Origin of the sequence: Falsiroseomonas oryzae (genome assembly GCF_027856955.1) — a bacterium.
Classification (GTDB): Bacteria; Pseudomonadota; Alphaproteobacteria; order Acetobacterales; family Acetobacteraceae; genus Falsiroseomonas; species Falsiroseomonas oryzae.
The window spans coordinates 1-14,704 of sequence record NZ_JAPSMD010000102.1 but is presented as its reverse complement, the minus strand read 5'-3'; the positions used below and the strand labels follow the sequence as shown (position 1 = coordinate 14,704).

Annotated in this window: 11 protein-coding genes; 3 read left to right on the top strand and 8 right to left on the bottom strand. The window is 72.5% G+C overall.

The window, feature by feature from the left end:
• Together OZN99_RS12465 and OZN99_RS12460 are read right to left on the bottom strand one after the other, a co-directional pair.
• Positions 1 to 210: hypothetical protein (locus OZN99_RS12465; protein WP_270935562.1), on the bottom strand; the 210-nt coding region annotated here is incomplete at its 3' end.
• A 13-nt stretch (positions 211 to 223) separates the two neighbouring features.
• Entirely contained in the window at positions 224 to 1,231 is a 1,008-nt protein-coding gene (locus tag OZN99_RS12460; protein WP_270935561.1) for a Bug family tripartite tricarboxylate transporter substrate binding protein, read from the bottom strand.
• A gap of 158 nt (positions 1,232 to 1,389) precedes the next feature.
• Here OZN99_RS12460 and OZN99_RS12455 point away from each other — a divergent pair, with 158 nt between their 5' ends.
• The 3 genes from OZN99_RS12455 (at position 1,390) to OZN99_RS12445 (ending at position 6,433) form a co-directional block, all read left to right on the top strand.
• Complete coding sequence (locus OZN99_RS12455) at positions 1,390 to 2,316, top strand: LysR family transcriptional regulator (protein WP_270935560.1); 927 nt, start codon at positions 1,390 to 1,392, stop codon at positions 2,314 to 2,316.
• Between the two features lie 91 nt (positions 2,317 to 2,407).
• On the top strand, positions 2,408 to 4,450 hold the full coding sequence (locus OZN99_RS12450) for a hydantoinase/oxoprolinase family protein (protein WP_270935559.1): 2,043 nt from the start codon (positions 2,408 to 2,410) through the stop codon (positions 4,448 to 4,450).
• A 12-nt stretch (positions 4,451 to 4,462) separates the two neighbouring features.
• On the top strand, positions 4,463 to 6,433 hold the full coding sequence (locus OZN99_RS12445) for a hydantoinase B/oxoprolinase family protein (RefSeq protein WP_270935558.1): 1,971 nt from the start codon (positions 4,463 to 4,465) through the stop codon (positions 6,431 to 6,433).
• Positions 6,434 to 6,436: 3 nt separating this feature from the next.
• Here OZN99_RS12445 and OZN99_RS12440 read toward each other — a convergent pair whose 3' ends face one another.
• The 6 genes from OZN99_RS12440 to OZN99_RS12415 all read right to left on the bottom strand — a co-directional run.
• On the bottom strand, positions 6,437 to 8,107 hold the full coding sequence (locus OZN99_RS12440) for a DUF6311 domain-containing protein (RefSeq protein ID WP_270935557.1): 1,671 nt from the start codon (positions 8,105 to 8,107) through the stop codon (positions 6,437 to 6,439).
• On the bottom strand, positions 8,104 to 9,069 hold the full coding sequence (locus tag OZN99_RS12435) for a D-2-hydroxyacid dehydrogenase (protein WP_270935556.1): 966 nt from the start codon (positions 9,067 to 9,069) through the stop codon (positions 8,104 to 8,106). Before OZN99_RS12435 ends, OZN99_RS12440 begins: the two co-directional genes overlap by 4 nt.
• A 79-nt stretch (positions 9,070 to 9,148) precedes the next feature.
• The gene (locus OZN99_RS12430; RefSeq protein ID WP_270935555.1) at positions 9,149 to 10,144 is read right to left on the bottom strand and encodes an MBL fold metallo-hydrolase; all 996 of its coding nucleotides are present in this window, start codon (positions 10,142 to 10,144) and stop codon (positions 9,149 to 9,151) included.
• A gap of 104 nt (positions 10,145 to 10,248) precedes the next feature.
• Positions 10,249 to 11,043: a 16S rRNA (adenine(1518)-N(6)/adenine(1519)-N(6))-dimethyltransferase RsmA gene (gene rsmA / locus OZN99_RS12425; protein WP_408611836.1), complete on the bottom strand. Its 795-nt coding sequence runs from the start codon at positions 11,041 to 11,043 to the stop codon at positions 10,249 to 10,251.
• A 38-nt stretch (positions 11,044 to 11,081) separates the two neighbouring features.
• Positions 11,082 to 12,359: a peptidylprolyl isomerase gene (locus tag OZN99_RS12420; protein WP_270935554.1), complete on the bottom strand. Its 1,278-nt coding sequence runs from the start codon at positions 12,357 to 12,359 to the stop codon at positions 11,082 to 11,084.
• A 125-nt stretch (positions 12,360 to 12,484) separates the two neighbouring features.
• Positions 12,485 to 14,704 (bottom strand): LPS-assembly protein LptD (locus OZN99_RS12415; protein ID WP_333779738.1); only part of this gene is annotated, 2,220 nt, incomplete at its 5' end.

Below are 14,704 nucleotides of genomic sequence, written 5' to 3'. Positions count from 1 at the left end.
CTCGTGGCTGCCGGCGACGAAGCAGCCGCCCGCGGCCCAGCCCGATGCGGCGCGGCGCACCGCGCGCACGCCGGGCTCGTTCTGCCCGGCCAGCATCACCGCGAGCGTGTCGAGGATGGCGCGGCGCGCACCGCGGCGGCTGGCCTCCGACCAGTCGCGCGGCGCCTCGGCGCACCAGGTGGCGAGGATGGCGGTGGCGCCCTGCGTCATCGTCGCGGCCCCCTCAATCGGCACGCGCGCCGGAAGCCTGGACCAGCGGGCGCCAGGCCTCAACCTCCTCGCGGACGTAGGCGGCGAAGCGGTCGGGCGTCCAGCCGCGCATCGGCGGCGTGCCCATCTCGTTCATCCGTGCGGCGATGGTGGGATCGGCCAGCGCATGTTCCACCGCCGCGGCCATGCGGTCCACGATGGGGCGCGGCGTGGCTGCGGCGGCGAACAGGCCGAACCAGGAATAGGCCTTGTACTCCGGCACGTTCGCCTCCCGCATGGTCGGCACGTCCGGCAGCAGCGGCGAGCGTTCGTCCGCGGTCACGAACAGGCAGCGCGCCTGGCCGGATTGGTGGTGCGGCTGCAGAAGGCCGTAAATGTCGTGCATGTAGTGGATCTCGCCGGCCAGCAGCGCGGTGATGGTCTGCGCCCCGCTGCGGTAGGGCACGTGCTCCACCTGCGCGCCGATGCGCGTGGCGAAGTTGGCGCTGGCGAGATGCCCCGTCGCGCCCACGCCGTTGCTGCCGTACTGAAAGCGGCCGGGGCTGGCGCGCAGCGTGCGGATCAGCTCCTCCGCCGTGCGCACGTTCCAGCCGCGCGTGGTGACGCAGAGCGTCAGCGGCACCCAGATGGTCGGCGCCACGGCCGCCAGGTCGCGCACGGGATCGTAGGGCAGGTTGCGGTACAGCGTCGCCGCGATGCCGGTGGAGGACAGGGTGGCATGGACATAGGTGTTGCCGTCCGGCGCCGACTTCGCGACCGCGTCCGTTCCCACCGTGCTGCCGCCGCCCGGCCGGTTCTCGATGACGATCGGCACGCCGAGGAACTCGCTCATCCGCGGCGCCATCACGCGGATCGAGATGTCGGTGCCGCCGCCCGGGCCGAAGGGCACGATGATGCGGATGGGCTGGCTGGGCCAGGCCGTCTGCGCGCGGGCCGGCAGGGCAGGGCCCGCGAGCAGCGCGGCGGACAGCGCGGCCAGCGCGCGGCGACGCAGCGGGACGGAGGCGCGGGGACTGGACATGCGGGCTCCCCCGGGTTGCCGGGGCGGCATCGCGACCGGGCATGTCCCGCCGAACCCACCCCAGGACGGGAACGCTACCGATGGGCCGCGAGCCCTGTCCACAAGTCAGACCGCAGGGATGCATAATGCCGCCTTATTGCCGGCCGCGGAGCACGCCCATGAACCCCCGCCAGATCGAGGCCTTCCGCGCCATCATGCGCTGCGGCACGCTGACCGGCGCGGCGCAGGCGCTGGACGTCTCGCAGCCCGCGCTCAGCCAGCTGCTGCTGCATGCCGAGGACCAGCTCGGCTTCAAGCTGTTCCAGCGCCTGCGCGGGCGCCTGGTGCCGACGCCCGAGGCCGAGCAGCTGCTGCCGGAGGCGGAGCGGCTGCATCGCGATTTCGAGGGGTTCCGCCGCTTCGCCGTGGAGCTGCGCCGCGGCCAGGCGGGCTCGGTCCGGCTGGCCTGCTCGGCGCCGCCGGCGCTGTCCTTCGTGCCGCGCGCGATGCAGGCCTTCCGCAAGGCCTGCCCGGAGGTGCGGCTGGTCTCCAATGTCGTGCCGGTGGAGGTGCTGTGCGAGATGCTCGGCCGCGGCGAGGTCGATCTCGGCGTCGCGATGAGCGACCGGCCGCGCCCGCTGATCCGCACCGAGACCATCGGACAGAGCGAGATCGTCTGCGTGCTGCCGGCCGGCCATCCGCTCGCGGCGCGCAAGGCGGTGTCGGCGGCCGACCTGGCCGGGGAGACGCTGGTTTCCTACCGGTCGGACAGCCTGCCCGGCGAGCTGCTGGGGCGTGCGCTTGCGCAGGAGGGGGTGCGCTTCCTGCCGCAGATCGAGATCGACGTCTCCGTGATCGCGCTCGCCTTCGTGCAGCAGGGCATCGGCATCGCGCTGGTGGACGGGCTGCTGCCCTGGGGCGGGTTCAACGGCGTGGAGGTGCGGCGCTTCCGGCCCCAGGTGGTGCTGCCGATCGCGCTGATGACGGGCACGCGCAAGCCGCTCTCCCTGGCGCAGGGACGGCTGCGCACGGAGCTGCGCACGGCGCTGCGGGGCTATGCCGCCTCCCCCGCCGCGAAGGGGCTGCTGCGGCCCGCCGGCGCATAAGCCGGGCTTATCCGGCGCCGCCGACTCCGGCGTGGACGCCTCCGCGCCGGCGCGGGAGACTGGGCGCCGGACGGGTACGGGACGGGCGCGCATGGGCTGGCGGCTCGGTGTCGACATCGGTGGCACCTTCATCGACTTCTGCGCGCTGGACGAGGACAGCGGCGCGCTGCGCACGCTGAAGGTGCTGACCACCCCGGCCGAGCCCGGGCGCGAGGTGATGGAGGGCTTGGCGCGGCTGCAGGCGGAACACGGCCTCGACCCCGCCGCGATGACCGCCTTCGTCCACGGTACCACGGTCGGCATCAACACGGTGATCCAACGCAAGGGCGCGGAGCTCGCGCTGTTCGCCACCGCCGGTTTCGAGGACGTGATCGAGCTGGCGCGGCTGCGGATGCCGGACATGTACAGTATGCTCTGCACCCGCGCCGATCCGCTGGCGCCGCGCGACCGCATCTTCGGCATCCGCGGTCGCATCCTGGCCGACGGCACGGAGGCCGAGCCGCTCTCGGCCGAGGATGTGCGGCGCGCAGCCGCGCTGGCGCGGGAACGCGGCGCGGTGGGCGTGGTGATCGCGTTCCTGCACGCCTGGCGCAACCCGGCGCATGAGCAGGCCGCACAGGCCATCCTGCGCGCCGAGGCGCCGGACCTCTTCGTGTTCGGCTCCGCGGAGGTCTGGCCGGTGATCCGCGAATACGAGCGCACCACGACGGCCGTGCTGAACGGCTACGTGCATCCGCGCGTGGACGGCTACCTGGCCCGGCTGGGGAGCGCGCTGGCCGAGCGCGGCGTGCCGGCTACGCCGATGATCACCAAGTCGAACGGCGGCATCATGGCCGCCTCGCTCGGCCGGACGGCCTGCGTGGGCATGCTGCTGTCGGGCACCGCCTCCGGCGTGATGGGCGCGTCCTTCCTGGCGCGGCAGGCGGGGGTGGCGAATGCGCTGACCCTCGACATCGGCGGCACCAGCGCCGATGTCGCGCTGGTGATCGAGGGCGAGCCGCAATTCGGCACCGGCGAGATGATCGGCGAGTTCCCGCTGCACGTGCCCAGCGTCTCCGTCACTTCCATCGGCGATGGCGGCGGCTCGATCGCCTGGGTGGACGGCTACGGCATGCTGAAGGTCGGGCCGGAGAGCGCGGGGTCGGACCCCGGCCCGGCCTGCTACGGGCGCGGCGGCGACCGGGCGACCATCACGGATGCGATGGCGGTCTGCGGCTTCCTCGGCCACACGCCGCTGGCCTATCGCTCCGTCGGCATGGACCGCGGCCGCGCGGAGGCGGTGGTGGACCGGCTGGCGCGGCAGCTCGGGCGCGGGGTCGAGGAGACGGCGGAGGCGGTGGTGGACGTCGCCGTCTCCTCCATGTTTGCCGAGGTCAACAAACTGATCGCGCGCTACGGCGTGGACCTGCGCGACTTCACGCTGATGCCCTTCGGCGGCGCCGGCCCGATGCTGGGCTGCCTGCTGGCGCGGGAGCTCGGCATGGCGCGGGTGATGATCCCGCGCCGGCCGGGCGTGGTCAGCGCGCTGGGCGGGCTGATCGCGGATGTGCGCAGCGACTTCATCCGCACGCTGTTCCTGGATGTCGTGCCGGAGAACCTGTCCGCGATGCAGGCCGCGCTGGCCGAACTCGTCGCGCAGGCGCATCGCTGGCTGCGGGAGGAACAGCGCTTCGGGGGGACGGCGGCGATCAGCCTGCTGGCGGAGATGCGCTATCGCGGCCAGTCCTTCGAGCTGGAGGCGCCGGTGGAGCCCGCCTGGATCGAGCGAGGCGAGCTGGCCGCGCTGCGCGACGCCTTCCACCGGCGGCACGAGGCGGTCTACGCCTTCGCCGACGCGGCCGCGCCGGTGCAGCTGGTGAACCTGCGCGTGGTGATCGCCGGCGCCACCGCCCCGCCGGACTTCCCGCCGGAACCCCGCGTGGCGGGCGCGCCGGTGCCCGAGCGGATGGTGGAGGTGTTCCACGACGGCGCGCGGCGGCCGATGCCGCTGTTCCTGCGCGACGCGCTGCACCACGGCCACGCCTTCGTCGGCCCCGCCATCGTGGCGCAGGAGGATTCGACGGCGTGCATCCCCGCGGGCTTCGCAGCGCATGTGGACGCGTTCGGCAACCTCCACCTGGAAGCAGCGGGCTGAGGGCGCGCAAAGATGGACAAGGTCACGCTGCAGGTCTTCGCCAATCACGCCCGCGCGGCGGCGGAGAACATGGCCTACACGCTGTACCGCACGGCGCATTCCACCTTCGTGAAGGAGACGGAGGACTTCACCGTCCAGATCACCGATCCCGACGGCAACGTCATCGCCGTACCGATGGATCTGGGCGCCACCTGGTATCCCGGCCTCTACTACGGCCGCGCCATCCGCATGATCGAGGAAGGCTACGAGCCCGGCGACATCGGCTTCACCAACGATCCCTACAGCGGCTTCCTCGCCACCCACGCGCCGGACATGCACATGTGGAAGCCTATCTTCCACGAGGGCGAGATCGTCGCCTACGCCACCGGCCACATCCACAACACGGACATGGGCGGCGCCGTGCCCGCCAGCCTTTCGCGCGCGCTGACGGAGATCCACCAGGAAGGCATCCGCTTCCCGCCGATGAAGATGTACCGCCGAGGCGTGCTGAACGACGAGCTGCTGCGGGTGATGCTGCTCAACGTGCGCAAGCCGGAGCAGAACCTCGGCGACCTGAAGGCCTTCACCGGCGCGCTGCACACTGGGGAGCGCAAGGTGCGCGCCATGCTCGCGAAGTTCGGTGCCGCCGGCTTCAAGGCGGGCTGCGCGGGGCTGCTGGACTACGCCGAGCACCAGGCGCGGGAGGTGCTGCGCGCCATTCCCGATGGCGACTACGACTTCGCGGATTACTGCGACGAGGACGGGCCGAACGGCCACCCGGTGCGGCTGGCGCTGCGGCTGTCCATCCGGGGCGACAGCGCGGTGCTGGACTTCACGGGCACCGACCCGCAGCTGACCTCCGCGCTGAACGTGCCGACCGGCAGCGATCCACGGCACACGCTGCTGCTTGTCGGCGTCTACTACGTGCTGACCGCGCTGAAGCCGGACATCCTGCTGAATTCCGGCCTGACACGGCCCTTCACCTGCATCGCGCCGGAAGGCACGGTGGTGAACCCGGTCTTTCCCGCCGCCGTCGGCATGCGCAGCCTCACCTGCGGGCGGTTGCGCAGCCTCATCTTCGGCGCCTTCAACCTGGCGGTGCCGGACCGCATGCCGGCCGCGCCCGCGGGCAATTCCTCCATCCTCAACGTGATGACCACGGACAACCGCACGCACCGGACCGTGCTGGCTGCGATCAACCCCGTGGTCGGCGGCGCCGGCGGATTCCCGACGCGGGACGGCACCAACGGCTCCGGCGCCGATGCGGCCTATCTGAAGAACACGCCGATCGAGATCACCGAGACCGAGGTGCCGATCCGCATCACGCGCTACGGGCTGATGCCGGACAGCGGCGGCGCCGGGCGCTGGCGCGGCGGCCTGGGTACCGCCCTCGACTTCACGGTCTTCGCGCCGAATTCGCGCGTCACCGCGCGCAACCGCGACCGCTGCAAGTTCCGCGCCTGGGGTACGTTGGGCGGGAAGGCGGGCAAGCCCTCCGACTTCGTGCTGAACCCCGGCACGGAACGGGAGCGCGTGCTGGGCAATCAGGACACCGTGACGATGGATCCGGGCGACGTGGTGCACATCCACTCGCCGGGCGGCGCCGGCCGCGGCAGCCCGCTGGACCGCGAGACCGAGCGCGTGCTGCGCGACGTGCGCTACGGCTATGTCTCGCCGGCAGCCGCGGAAGCGGAGTACGGCGTGGTGCTGCGCGACGGCACGGTGGACGAGGCGGCGACGGCAGCACGGCGCGCCGCGATGCGCGCCGCGGAGACCGGCGCGCATTTCCATTTCGGCCCCGAGCGCGAGGCGCATGAGGCGATCTGGACGCCGGCGGCCTACGCGGAGCTCACCGCCATCCTGGCCGCGCTGCCGGTCCACTGGCGCTTCTTCGTGAAGGGACGGCTGTTCGACCGCCTGCGCACGCCGGCGGGCGACGAAGGCGCATCCCGCGTGCGCGCCGCCTTCGAGGCGCTGCGGCGCGAGACACCGGGGCTGCCGTAGCGCTCAGCGCGCCTTCCAGCCCGGCGCCAGCACCCAGATGCCGTCGAATTGCGCCAGCAGGTCGCGCGCGGGATCGTAACCGCTGCGCGCCGCCGTCAGCGTCTCCTCGCTGCCCAGGGCGTAGAGGCTGCCCGGCTCAAAGCGGCCGGAAGCGAGATCCGCCGCGATGCGCGCGTTCAGCGCCGCGACCTTCGCGGGATCGAGCCGCGCCAGATAGACCGCATCCGTGGTCAGGCCGAGCGTCGCGGCATAGACCGCGATCTCCTCCCAATGGCGCGCCTGCATCCCGGTAGGCGCCAGCCGCACGCGGTCGTAGCGGCGTGCGGCCTCCGTCCAGAACGGATCCTGCAGGCGCAGCGGCGCGACCGCGGGGCCCGGCGGGAAGTAGCGTTCCAGCCGGGCGAAGCCGGGCTGCATGTCGGCGAACTGCACCACGGCCAGCAGCGCCAGCACCACCCCGCCGCGGCGCGCGCCGAAGCCGCGGAGGATCGCGACCACAGCTGCCAGCAGCAGCGCATAGGCGAAGGGCCAGAGGAAGCGCTCGCTGGCGCGCAGCGCGTCGGCATAGGCCAGGATGCCATCCGGCAGCGTGACCAGCTCGATCACGGCACCACCGATCGACACGCGGTGGCTGATGGCGATGGCCAGCATCGCAGCCACGCCGAGCAGCAGCGGCCAGCGCGCGCGCAGCCAGGGCCAGGGCGCGCGCAGATACGCGATGGCGCCCAGCGTCAGCGCGATCAGCGCGCCGAGCCCGGCATAGGAATGGCCGGTCTCCCAATGGTCGGGGCCGGGCAGGTCGGGCAGCCATGCGCCCCAGGGCGGCGGGTCGAAGGGCGCGAGCAGGTCCAGCTGCATCCGGCCATAGCCGCCCCAGGTCCCACCGAAGCCGCCCTGCAGCGCGAAGAAGCCGGCGAGGTAGAGGCCGAACACGCCGATGCCGGGAACGAGCAGCGCCTCCGGCACCAGCCAGCGTCTGCGTGTCGCGGGGCTGACGGCGCGCGCCAGCCAGTCGCTGGCCCAGAAGCCGGCGACCATCGGCAGCAGGTAGGAATGGATCAGCGAGGCCGCGAGGATCAGCCCCATCCACTGCGCCAGCCGCCGCAGCGCCGTCGTCCGCGTGAGGCAGAGATACAGCGCGGCCAGCAGCAGGAAATGCGCCCCCAGCGCGAAGTGGCCACCCAGCCGGTTCAGCATGGTGGGCGACAGCGCGAACAGCGCCGCGGCGGCGAGGCGCGGCAGCGGATCCGCCGTGAACAGCCCCACCAGCCGCCAGGCCATCACCGCCTGCAGCGCGCCGCAGGCGAAGAGCCAGATTCCCCAGTACTGCGCCACCTCGACGACGGGATGCAGCGCCTTGAAGGCGAAGGCCAGCAGCGGGATGGAGTCCGAATAGAAGACCGAGGAGCCGATCTCGAGGCCCCAATCCGGGTTGAGCCCTGGCGGCCAACTCCAGGGCGCGCGCTTGAAGAAGGTGTAGCCCAGCCAGTACTGCACGGGATCCGGCCCGATGGTGCCCGTCAGCATCCAGCCGGTGTGGGAGGGCGGCAGGACATGCCAGCCGAAGGTGTGGCCGATGACGAGGACGCCGATCAGCGCGGCCAGCGCCGCGCCGAGGACCGGCGAGGCGAGGATGGCCCGCGCCCCGCGCGTGGACGAGTCGCGCTGCGTCACACGACCTGGTTGAACAGCGTCGCCTCGCCGCGGCGCAGGCGGCCGAGGTTCTCCTCCATCAGGTCCAGCACGTTGTCCTCGTAGGACCGCGTCTCGCCGCCGGTGTGGGGCGTGATCAGCACGTTCGGCATGGTCCAGAGCGGGCTGGCGGCCGGCAGCGGCTCGTCGGCCGTCACGTCCAGCGCGGCCTGGCCGATGTGTCCGGACTGGAGCGCGGCCACCAGCGCCGCCTCGTCGCAGACGCGCCCGCGCGCGACATTGACCAGCGTGGCGCCCGGCTTCATCGCGGCGAAGGCGGCCGCGTCCATCAGGCCGCGCGTCTCCTCGGTCAGTGCGCAGGTCAGGGCCACGTAGTCGGCGCGCGGCAGCTGCGCCTTCAGCGCGGACATGGCGTGGATCTCGTCGGCGCCCTCCGCGCCGTTGGCGGGATCGCGGCGCAGGCCGATGACGGTCATGCCGAAGGCCTTGGCCAGCCGCGCCAGCCGCCCGCCGATCCGCCCGATGCCGACGACCAGCAGCGTCTTGCCGCCAAGCTCGTCCTCGCGCCGCGTCAGGTCGCCGATCATGCCGCGCCAATGCTTCCTCGCCTGGTTGTCGCGCGCTTCCGGGATGCGGCGGGCGAGGGCGAGGATCAGCGCGATCGCGTGCTCCGACACCGCATGCGCGTTGGCGCCCTGCGCGGAGGCCAGGCGGATGCCGGCTGCGGCGAGCGCGGCGCGGTCGTACTGGTCCACGCCGGCGCTGATGGACTGGATGAACTTCAGCCGCCCGCCCGGCTTCGCCAGGTGGTTGCGCCACAGGCCGGAGACCAGAAGAACGTCGGCCTCCGGCAGGCGCGCCTCCATCTCCTCGAGGCTGCGCGCCTCGATCACCGGCAGGCTGCCGCCGCGCGCCGCGTAGCGCTCGGCGAAGCGGTAGGCGACATGGGCGAAGAGCAGGGTGGGACGATCAGGTAAGGCCATTCCGGGGGCTCCGACGGAGAAGCCCCCGGGTTATGCCGCCCCGACGCGCGCGCCGCTACCCGCCCGCGGCGCTCTGCCGCTACCCTAGGGTCGTGACGTTCATCGCCGCCGGGTGCCAGGCGAAGCCCTCGCCTTCCCGCGCGACATGGCCGAGGCCCGGCCAGGGGAAGTGGTAGGACAGCACGGCGTGCCGCTCCGTCGCCAGCCGGTCCAGCATGCGCGCGCGCGTCCGCGCCGAGAGCTTCGGGTCGGTGTCGAAGGAGAATTCCAGGTTCGGCCGGCGCAGCAGCAGCACCTGGTGGTGCGCCAGGTCGCCGGTGTTCACCACGACCTGGTTGCCCGAACTGATGATGAAGACGTGGTGGCCGACGGTGTGGCCGGGCGTGGCGAGGGCGGTGACGCCGGGCGCCACCTCCTGTCCGTCGCGCAGCATGACCATGCGGTCGCGATAGGCCGCCAGGTTCTTCTTCGCGCCGTCAATGAAGGCCGTCATGAAGGCCGGCCCGCGCTTGTTGGCATCGTCGGTCCAGAAGCGGACATCGGCCTCGCTGATCGCGACCTGCGCGTTGGGGAAGTTGCGGTTGCCGTTGGCGTCCACCAGCGCCCAGATGTGGTCGCAATGCGCATGCGTCGCGCAGACCAGGTCGATCTGCGAAGGCTCGATCCCGGCGGCCCGCATGTTGCGCAGCAGCCGACCCGTGGTCGGGCCGAACATCTGGCTCGCCGCGCCCATGCTGTCGCCCATGCCGGTGTCGAACAGGATCAGCTGCCGGCCGGTGTTCAGGATCAGCGCGTTCTGCTCGAGCGTCGCCTCGCGGGGATTCAGGAAGGCACTGCGCAGCATGCCCTCGATCTCCGGCGCGCCCACGCCCAGGAAGGCCTGGGTCGGGTCGCCGAGCGGCAACGCGCCGTCGGAGACGATGGTCGCTTCGAAGTCGCCGATGCGGAAGCGGTGCCAGGCGGGCGGCAGGTCGTTGCGAAAGGGCGCGGCGGCGGTCGCGGGACGGTGCGCCAGCGCAAGGGCCGGCAGAGCGATGGCGGCGCCGAGCATGGCGCGCCGGGACGGTGACGGCATTCGGACGTGCTCCCTGATGTGTCCCCGGTCGGGCATGACCTCAGGCTATCACCGGAGCTGCCGCGCTCCACCTTCGCGTGTGACATGGCGCATCGATTCAACCATCACGCCCGCGCGAGCAGGGCGCGTGCCAGCCGGTCGAATTCCGCGATGCTCAGCGTCTCCGCGCGCCGCTGCCCGTCGATGCCCGCCACGGACAGCAGCCCCTCGGCGTCGCCGAGCGACTTCAGTGCGCCGCGCAGCATCTTCCGGCGTTGCCCGAAGGCCGCCGCGGTCAGCCGTTCCATCGTGGCGAACAGGGCCGGGCCCGGGTCCTCGGGGTGCGGCACCAGGCCGACCACGGCGGACCAGACCTTGGGCGGGGGACTGAAGGCGCCGGGCGGCAGGGTCAGCAGCAGCGTGCAGCGGCAGCGCCATTGCGCCAGCACGCCGAGCCGGCCGTACATTTCCGTGCCGGGCGCCGCGGTGATGCGCTCCGCGACTTCCTGCTGGAACATCAGGGCCATGGATTCCAGTGCCGCGGCGCGGCGCAGCCAGCCGACCAGCAGGGGCGTCGCGACGTTGTAGGGCAGGTTGGCGACGATCCTGCGCGGTGGATCCAGCAACGCGGCGGGATCCAGCCCCAGCGCATCCGCCTCGATCACCTGGAGCCGGCCCGGATGGGCGGCGGCGAGTTCCGCCAGCGCGGCAACCGCGCGGCGGTCGAGCTCAACGGCCACGACCTTCGCTGCCGGGGTGGCGAGCAGGGCGCGCGTCAGGCCGCCCGGCCCCGGGCCGACCTCCAGCACGTTGCGGCCCTGCATGTCGCCTGCCGCCGAGGCGATGCGGGCGCAGAGCGCGGGGTCGAGCAGGAAGTGCTGGCCGAGCGACTTGCGCGCATCCAGCCCGTGCCGCGCGATGGTGTCGCGCAGCGAGGGAAGGGCGTCCTCGGCGGGAGTTACGACCTGGTCTCCACCTGGGCGCGCCGGCGCAGGTCGCGCTGGATCTGGCGGGCGAGCAGCTCGGCGCGGTCGCGCAGGATCATGCTGCGCGCGATCTCCGGCGTGATCTCCGCCTCGTTCCGCCGTTCGCGCGAGCACACCATCATCACCGCGATGCCGTCGGGGGCGATGATCGGCTGGCTGGCCCGGCCCGGCTGCAGGCCGGCCACAAGCTGGCGCAGCTGCGGCGGGTTCAGCGCTTCCTGGCGCAGCGGCCCGGGATCGGGCGGGCGGTCGCTGCCGGTGGTGCGGGCGGCCGCCTCCATCGCCTCGCAGCTGCGGGCGGAGCCGGCCAGGGCGCGCGCGCGCTCCAGCTGCTGGACCTGCTGCGGCGTCGGTGCATCCGGGTTCAGGGGCGTCGAGAAGGGGAAGAACACCTGGCGGATGCTGAGCATGGTGGCCTCGTCGCGGCCCACCTCCCGCCGTCCACGCAGGGCGATGATCTGGAAGCCGCCGGGCACCCGGATGGCATTGCTGATCGCCCCGGGCGGCATCTGGGTGGCGATGCGCGCCACCTCCGTGTCGAGCGCCTCCGGCCCGACCCAGCCCAGGTCGCCGCCCTGAAGCGCGCTCTGCGCCTGGCTGAACTGGGTTGCCGCGATGGGGAAGGGCACGCCGGCGCGCAACTGGCCGACCACGTCCTCCACGAAGCGGCGCACCTCCGGCTCCTCGCCAGGGTCGTCCACCGGGATGAAGATCTCCGAGACCAGGAATTCCGGCTGCCCCGCGCGGGCGCGCTGGGCGGCGATGTAGTCGGCCACCTCCGCGTCCGAGGGATTGGCCTGCGGGCCGAGCTGGCCACGCACCAGCCTGAGCCAGCCGATCTGCACCCGGATCTGGTCGAACAGCACGCGCGGTTCCACCCCGGCCCGGCGAAGCTGGGCGAGGAGGCCGCCGGCGGCCATGTTGTTGCGTCGCTCGATGTCGGCGATCGCGCCGGCGATGTCCTCATCGGTCACGGCGATGCGGCGTCGCTGGACTTCCTGCATGCGCAGGCGCTCGTCGATCAGCAGGCGGGTGACCTGCGGCGCGAGCCGGTCGAGCACCTGCTGCGAGGGCTGCAGCCCGGCGCTGATCGCGAAGAGCCGCCGCCGTCCGTCCACGTCGGCGCTGGTCACGATGTCCCCGTTGACCACCACGACGATGCGGTTGGTGGTCTGGGCCTGCGACGGCGCCGCCAGGGGGCCGGCGAGCAGGACCGTCGAGAGGAGCAGGGCGCGGGCGAAGGGTCGCATGGCGCTCTCCTAGCCTGCGGCGGGGCCGGGTGGGAACAGCCCGGGCGCGAATCGCCGGATCACCGGGGCGGGACCGCCCGTGGCAGCCGTGCCGACCACGTTCCCGGCTGGGCGGCGGGGCGGGATCACAGGGCCCTGATCCCGAAATCGCCGATGGTCTTCAGGGTCACCCGGAACAGCAGGATGGTGTTGCCGAGCGAATCCTGCTGCGTGCCCGGCTCCTCTGCCCAGCGGCGGATGAATCGCGTCTCGAAGACCAGGCATTCATCCTCGTACGCCAGCGCCGCCTGGACCGAGACCGGCTCCCGCAGCGCCAGATCGTAGCGGCCGAAACCGCCGATGCGCCAGTTCTGGTTGAGCTGGATGGACCCGCCGAGGCTGATCTCGTCCCGCTTGGCGTAGAAGCCGTATGGGGAGGGCTGGGTGTTGAGGTAGCCCGCGGTCATGGAATAGCGCCCGGCGAACACCGTGCCGGAGGCATCCCACAGCCGCGGCTCCCCGCTCTCTCCGTCCAGGCGCGTGCGGCCAAGCAGCTCGAACCAGGGCACCGGCGCCAGCCGCGCCCGTGCCACCCAGTCCGAGGCCCGGTTCTCGAGGCCGGAACCCACCGGGAACAGCGCCTCCGTGCTGGTGCGGAAGCTGCGGCCGACCAGGCCTTCCAGCTGCCCGCCATTCGGGAAGAGCCAGGCGCCGCGGAGAGCGGCGTCCATGCGGGTTCCGCCTTCCTGCCGGTCGCGGCCGGGGAAGCGGTTGAGCTCGAACAGCGTGGCGTCCGTGAACTCCAGGTCCATGCTGTCTTCGGCCGGTATGCGCAGCTGGGTCCCGGTGTTCGGGCCGGTCACGAACTGCACGCGGGGCTCGATGATCTGGCTGCCCCATTCGCCGGCGGAGCGGGCCAGCGGCCAGCGCACATCCACGGCGCCACGGACGTTGCCGTTGGTCCAGCCGCCATCCTGGCCCGCGATGCCGGGGGCCAGCGCGCCGCTCTGCGCGGTGTTGTCGGCGTGGCCGGCCAGCAGGTCGGCCCGGCCACGCAGGGTCCAGATCTCGCCGTAGCTGCCGCGGATCGGCAGCTCGTAGCTCGCCCGTGTCCCGAAGCGCCGCGAATCCGTGCCCTGGTCGCGGAAGATCGAATAGGCCTGGGCGTCCAGGCTGAACCGCCCGCCGAACCGGTCCTGCGGGAAGACCCATTCGGCATAGCCATATGGCAGGACGAAGGGGATCTGGCCCGTGTTGGACCTGTTCAGGATGGCCTGGTAGGCCCGCGCATCCGCGCGCGCATATCCCTGCACGCCCCAGAAGCCCTCGAGAAAGGCGTTTGAGGCCAGCACCTGGGGGGCGCTGTACTGATAGGCGCGCAGGTAGTCGCGCGAGGAGGCGCGATTCACCGCGAAGCCGGCGCGCCATGTTTCGTCGAGCGCGAAGGCGCCGCTGGAGAACAGGCTCCAGCCGATGCCCTGCTGCGATACCTCGTCCGTGCTGAGGTTGCCCACCGAGCCGTCGATGCTGAGCGTGCCGCTGTTGAAGCGGCGGCGGTACAGCGCCCCGACGTTGCCGACGTTCAGCGTCGAAAGGTTGGTGGTGATGGTGGCGTCCGAGCTGTCGTCGATGGCCCAGTAGAAGGGCTGCTGCCAGAAGCCGCCGAGCAGCTTCGTGTAACCCAGCGTCGGCGAGAGGAAGCCGGTGACGCGCGGCGCGTCCGGCGCTGCGTGGCTGAGATATGGCGTGTAGAACAGCGGCCAGCCCGCGAATTCCAGCGCGGCGTCGCGGTAGCGCACGCGCTGCTCGTCGGAATGCAGGCTCGCGATGCGGGCACGCAGCTGCCAGAGCGGCGGCCGGTCCGGGTCCTCCGGGCAGAGGTCGCAGGCGGAATAGACGACGCGGGCGAGGTCGGTGACGCGCCCGTCCGTGCGACGCGCGCCCGCGGCGGCCACCCGCGCATTGCCGGCCAGCAGGCCGCGCAGCCCTTCCAGAGCCGCGTCGCGCATGCCGCCCGACAGCTCGGCCCGATCGGCGAACAGCACCTGGCCGTCCGGCTCGATCAGCACGACATTGCCTTCCGCCGTCGCGACGCCGGTGGTGCGGTTGTAGGTGAAGCGGTCGGCGCGCAGCACGCGGTTGCCCTGCCATGCCTCCACGCGGCCGCGGGCGGTGACGGTGTCGGTGTTCTGGTCGAACTCGACCTCCTCGGCGGTGAAGGTCACCGGCTCGTCGGAGGTCGCGCGCGCGCCGAGGCCGGGCAGCCCCGTCGGCTGCGCCAGGGCATCCGCGCCCGGCAGCACGGACAGCAGGGTGGCCAGCACGGCGCCGAGCGCGGCAGGCGATGCCGGACCGCGCCGGGCGCG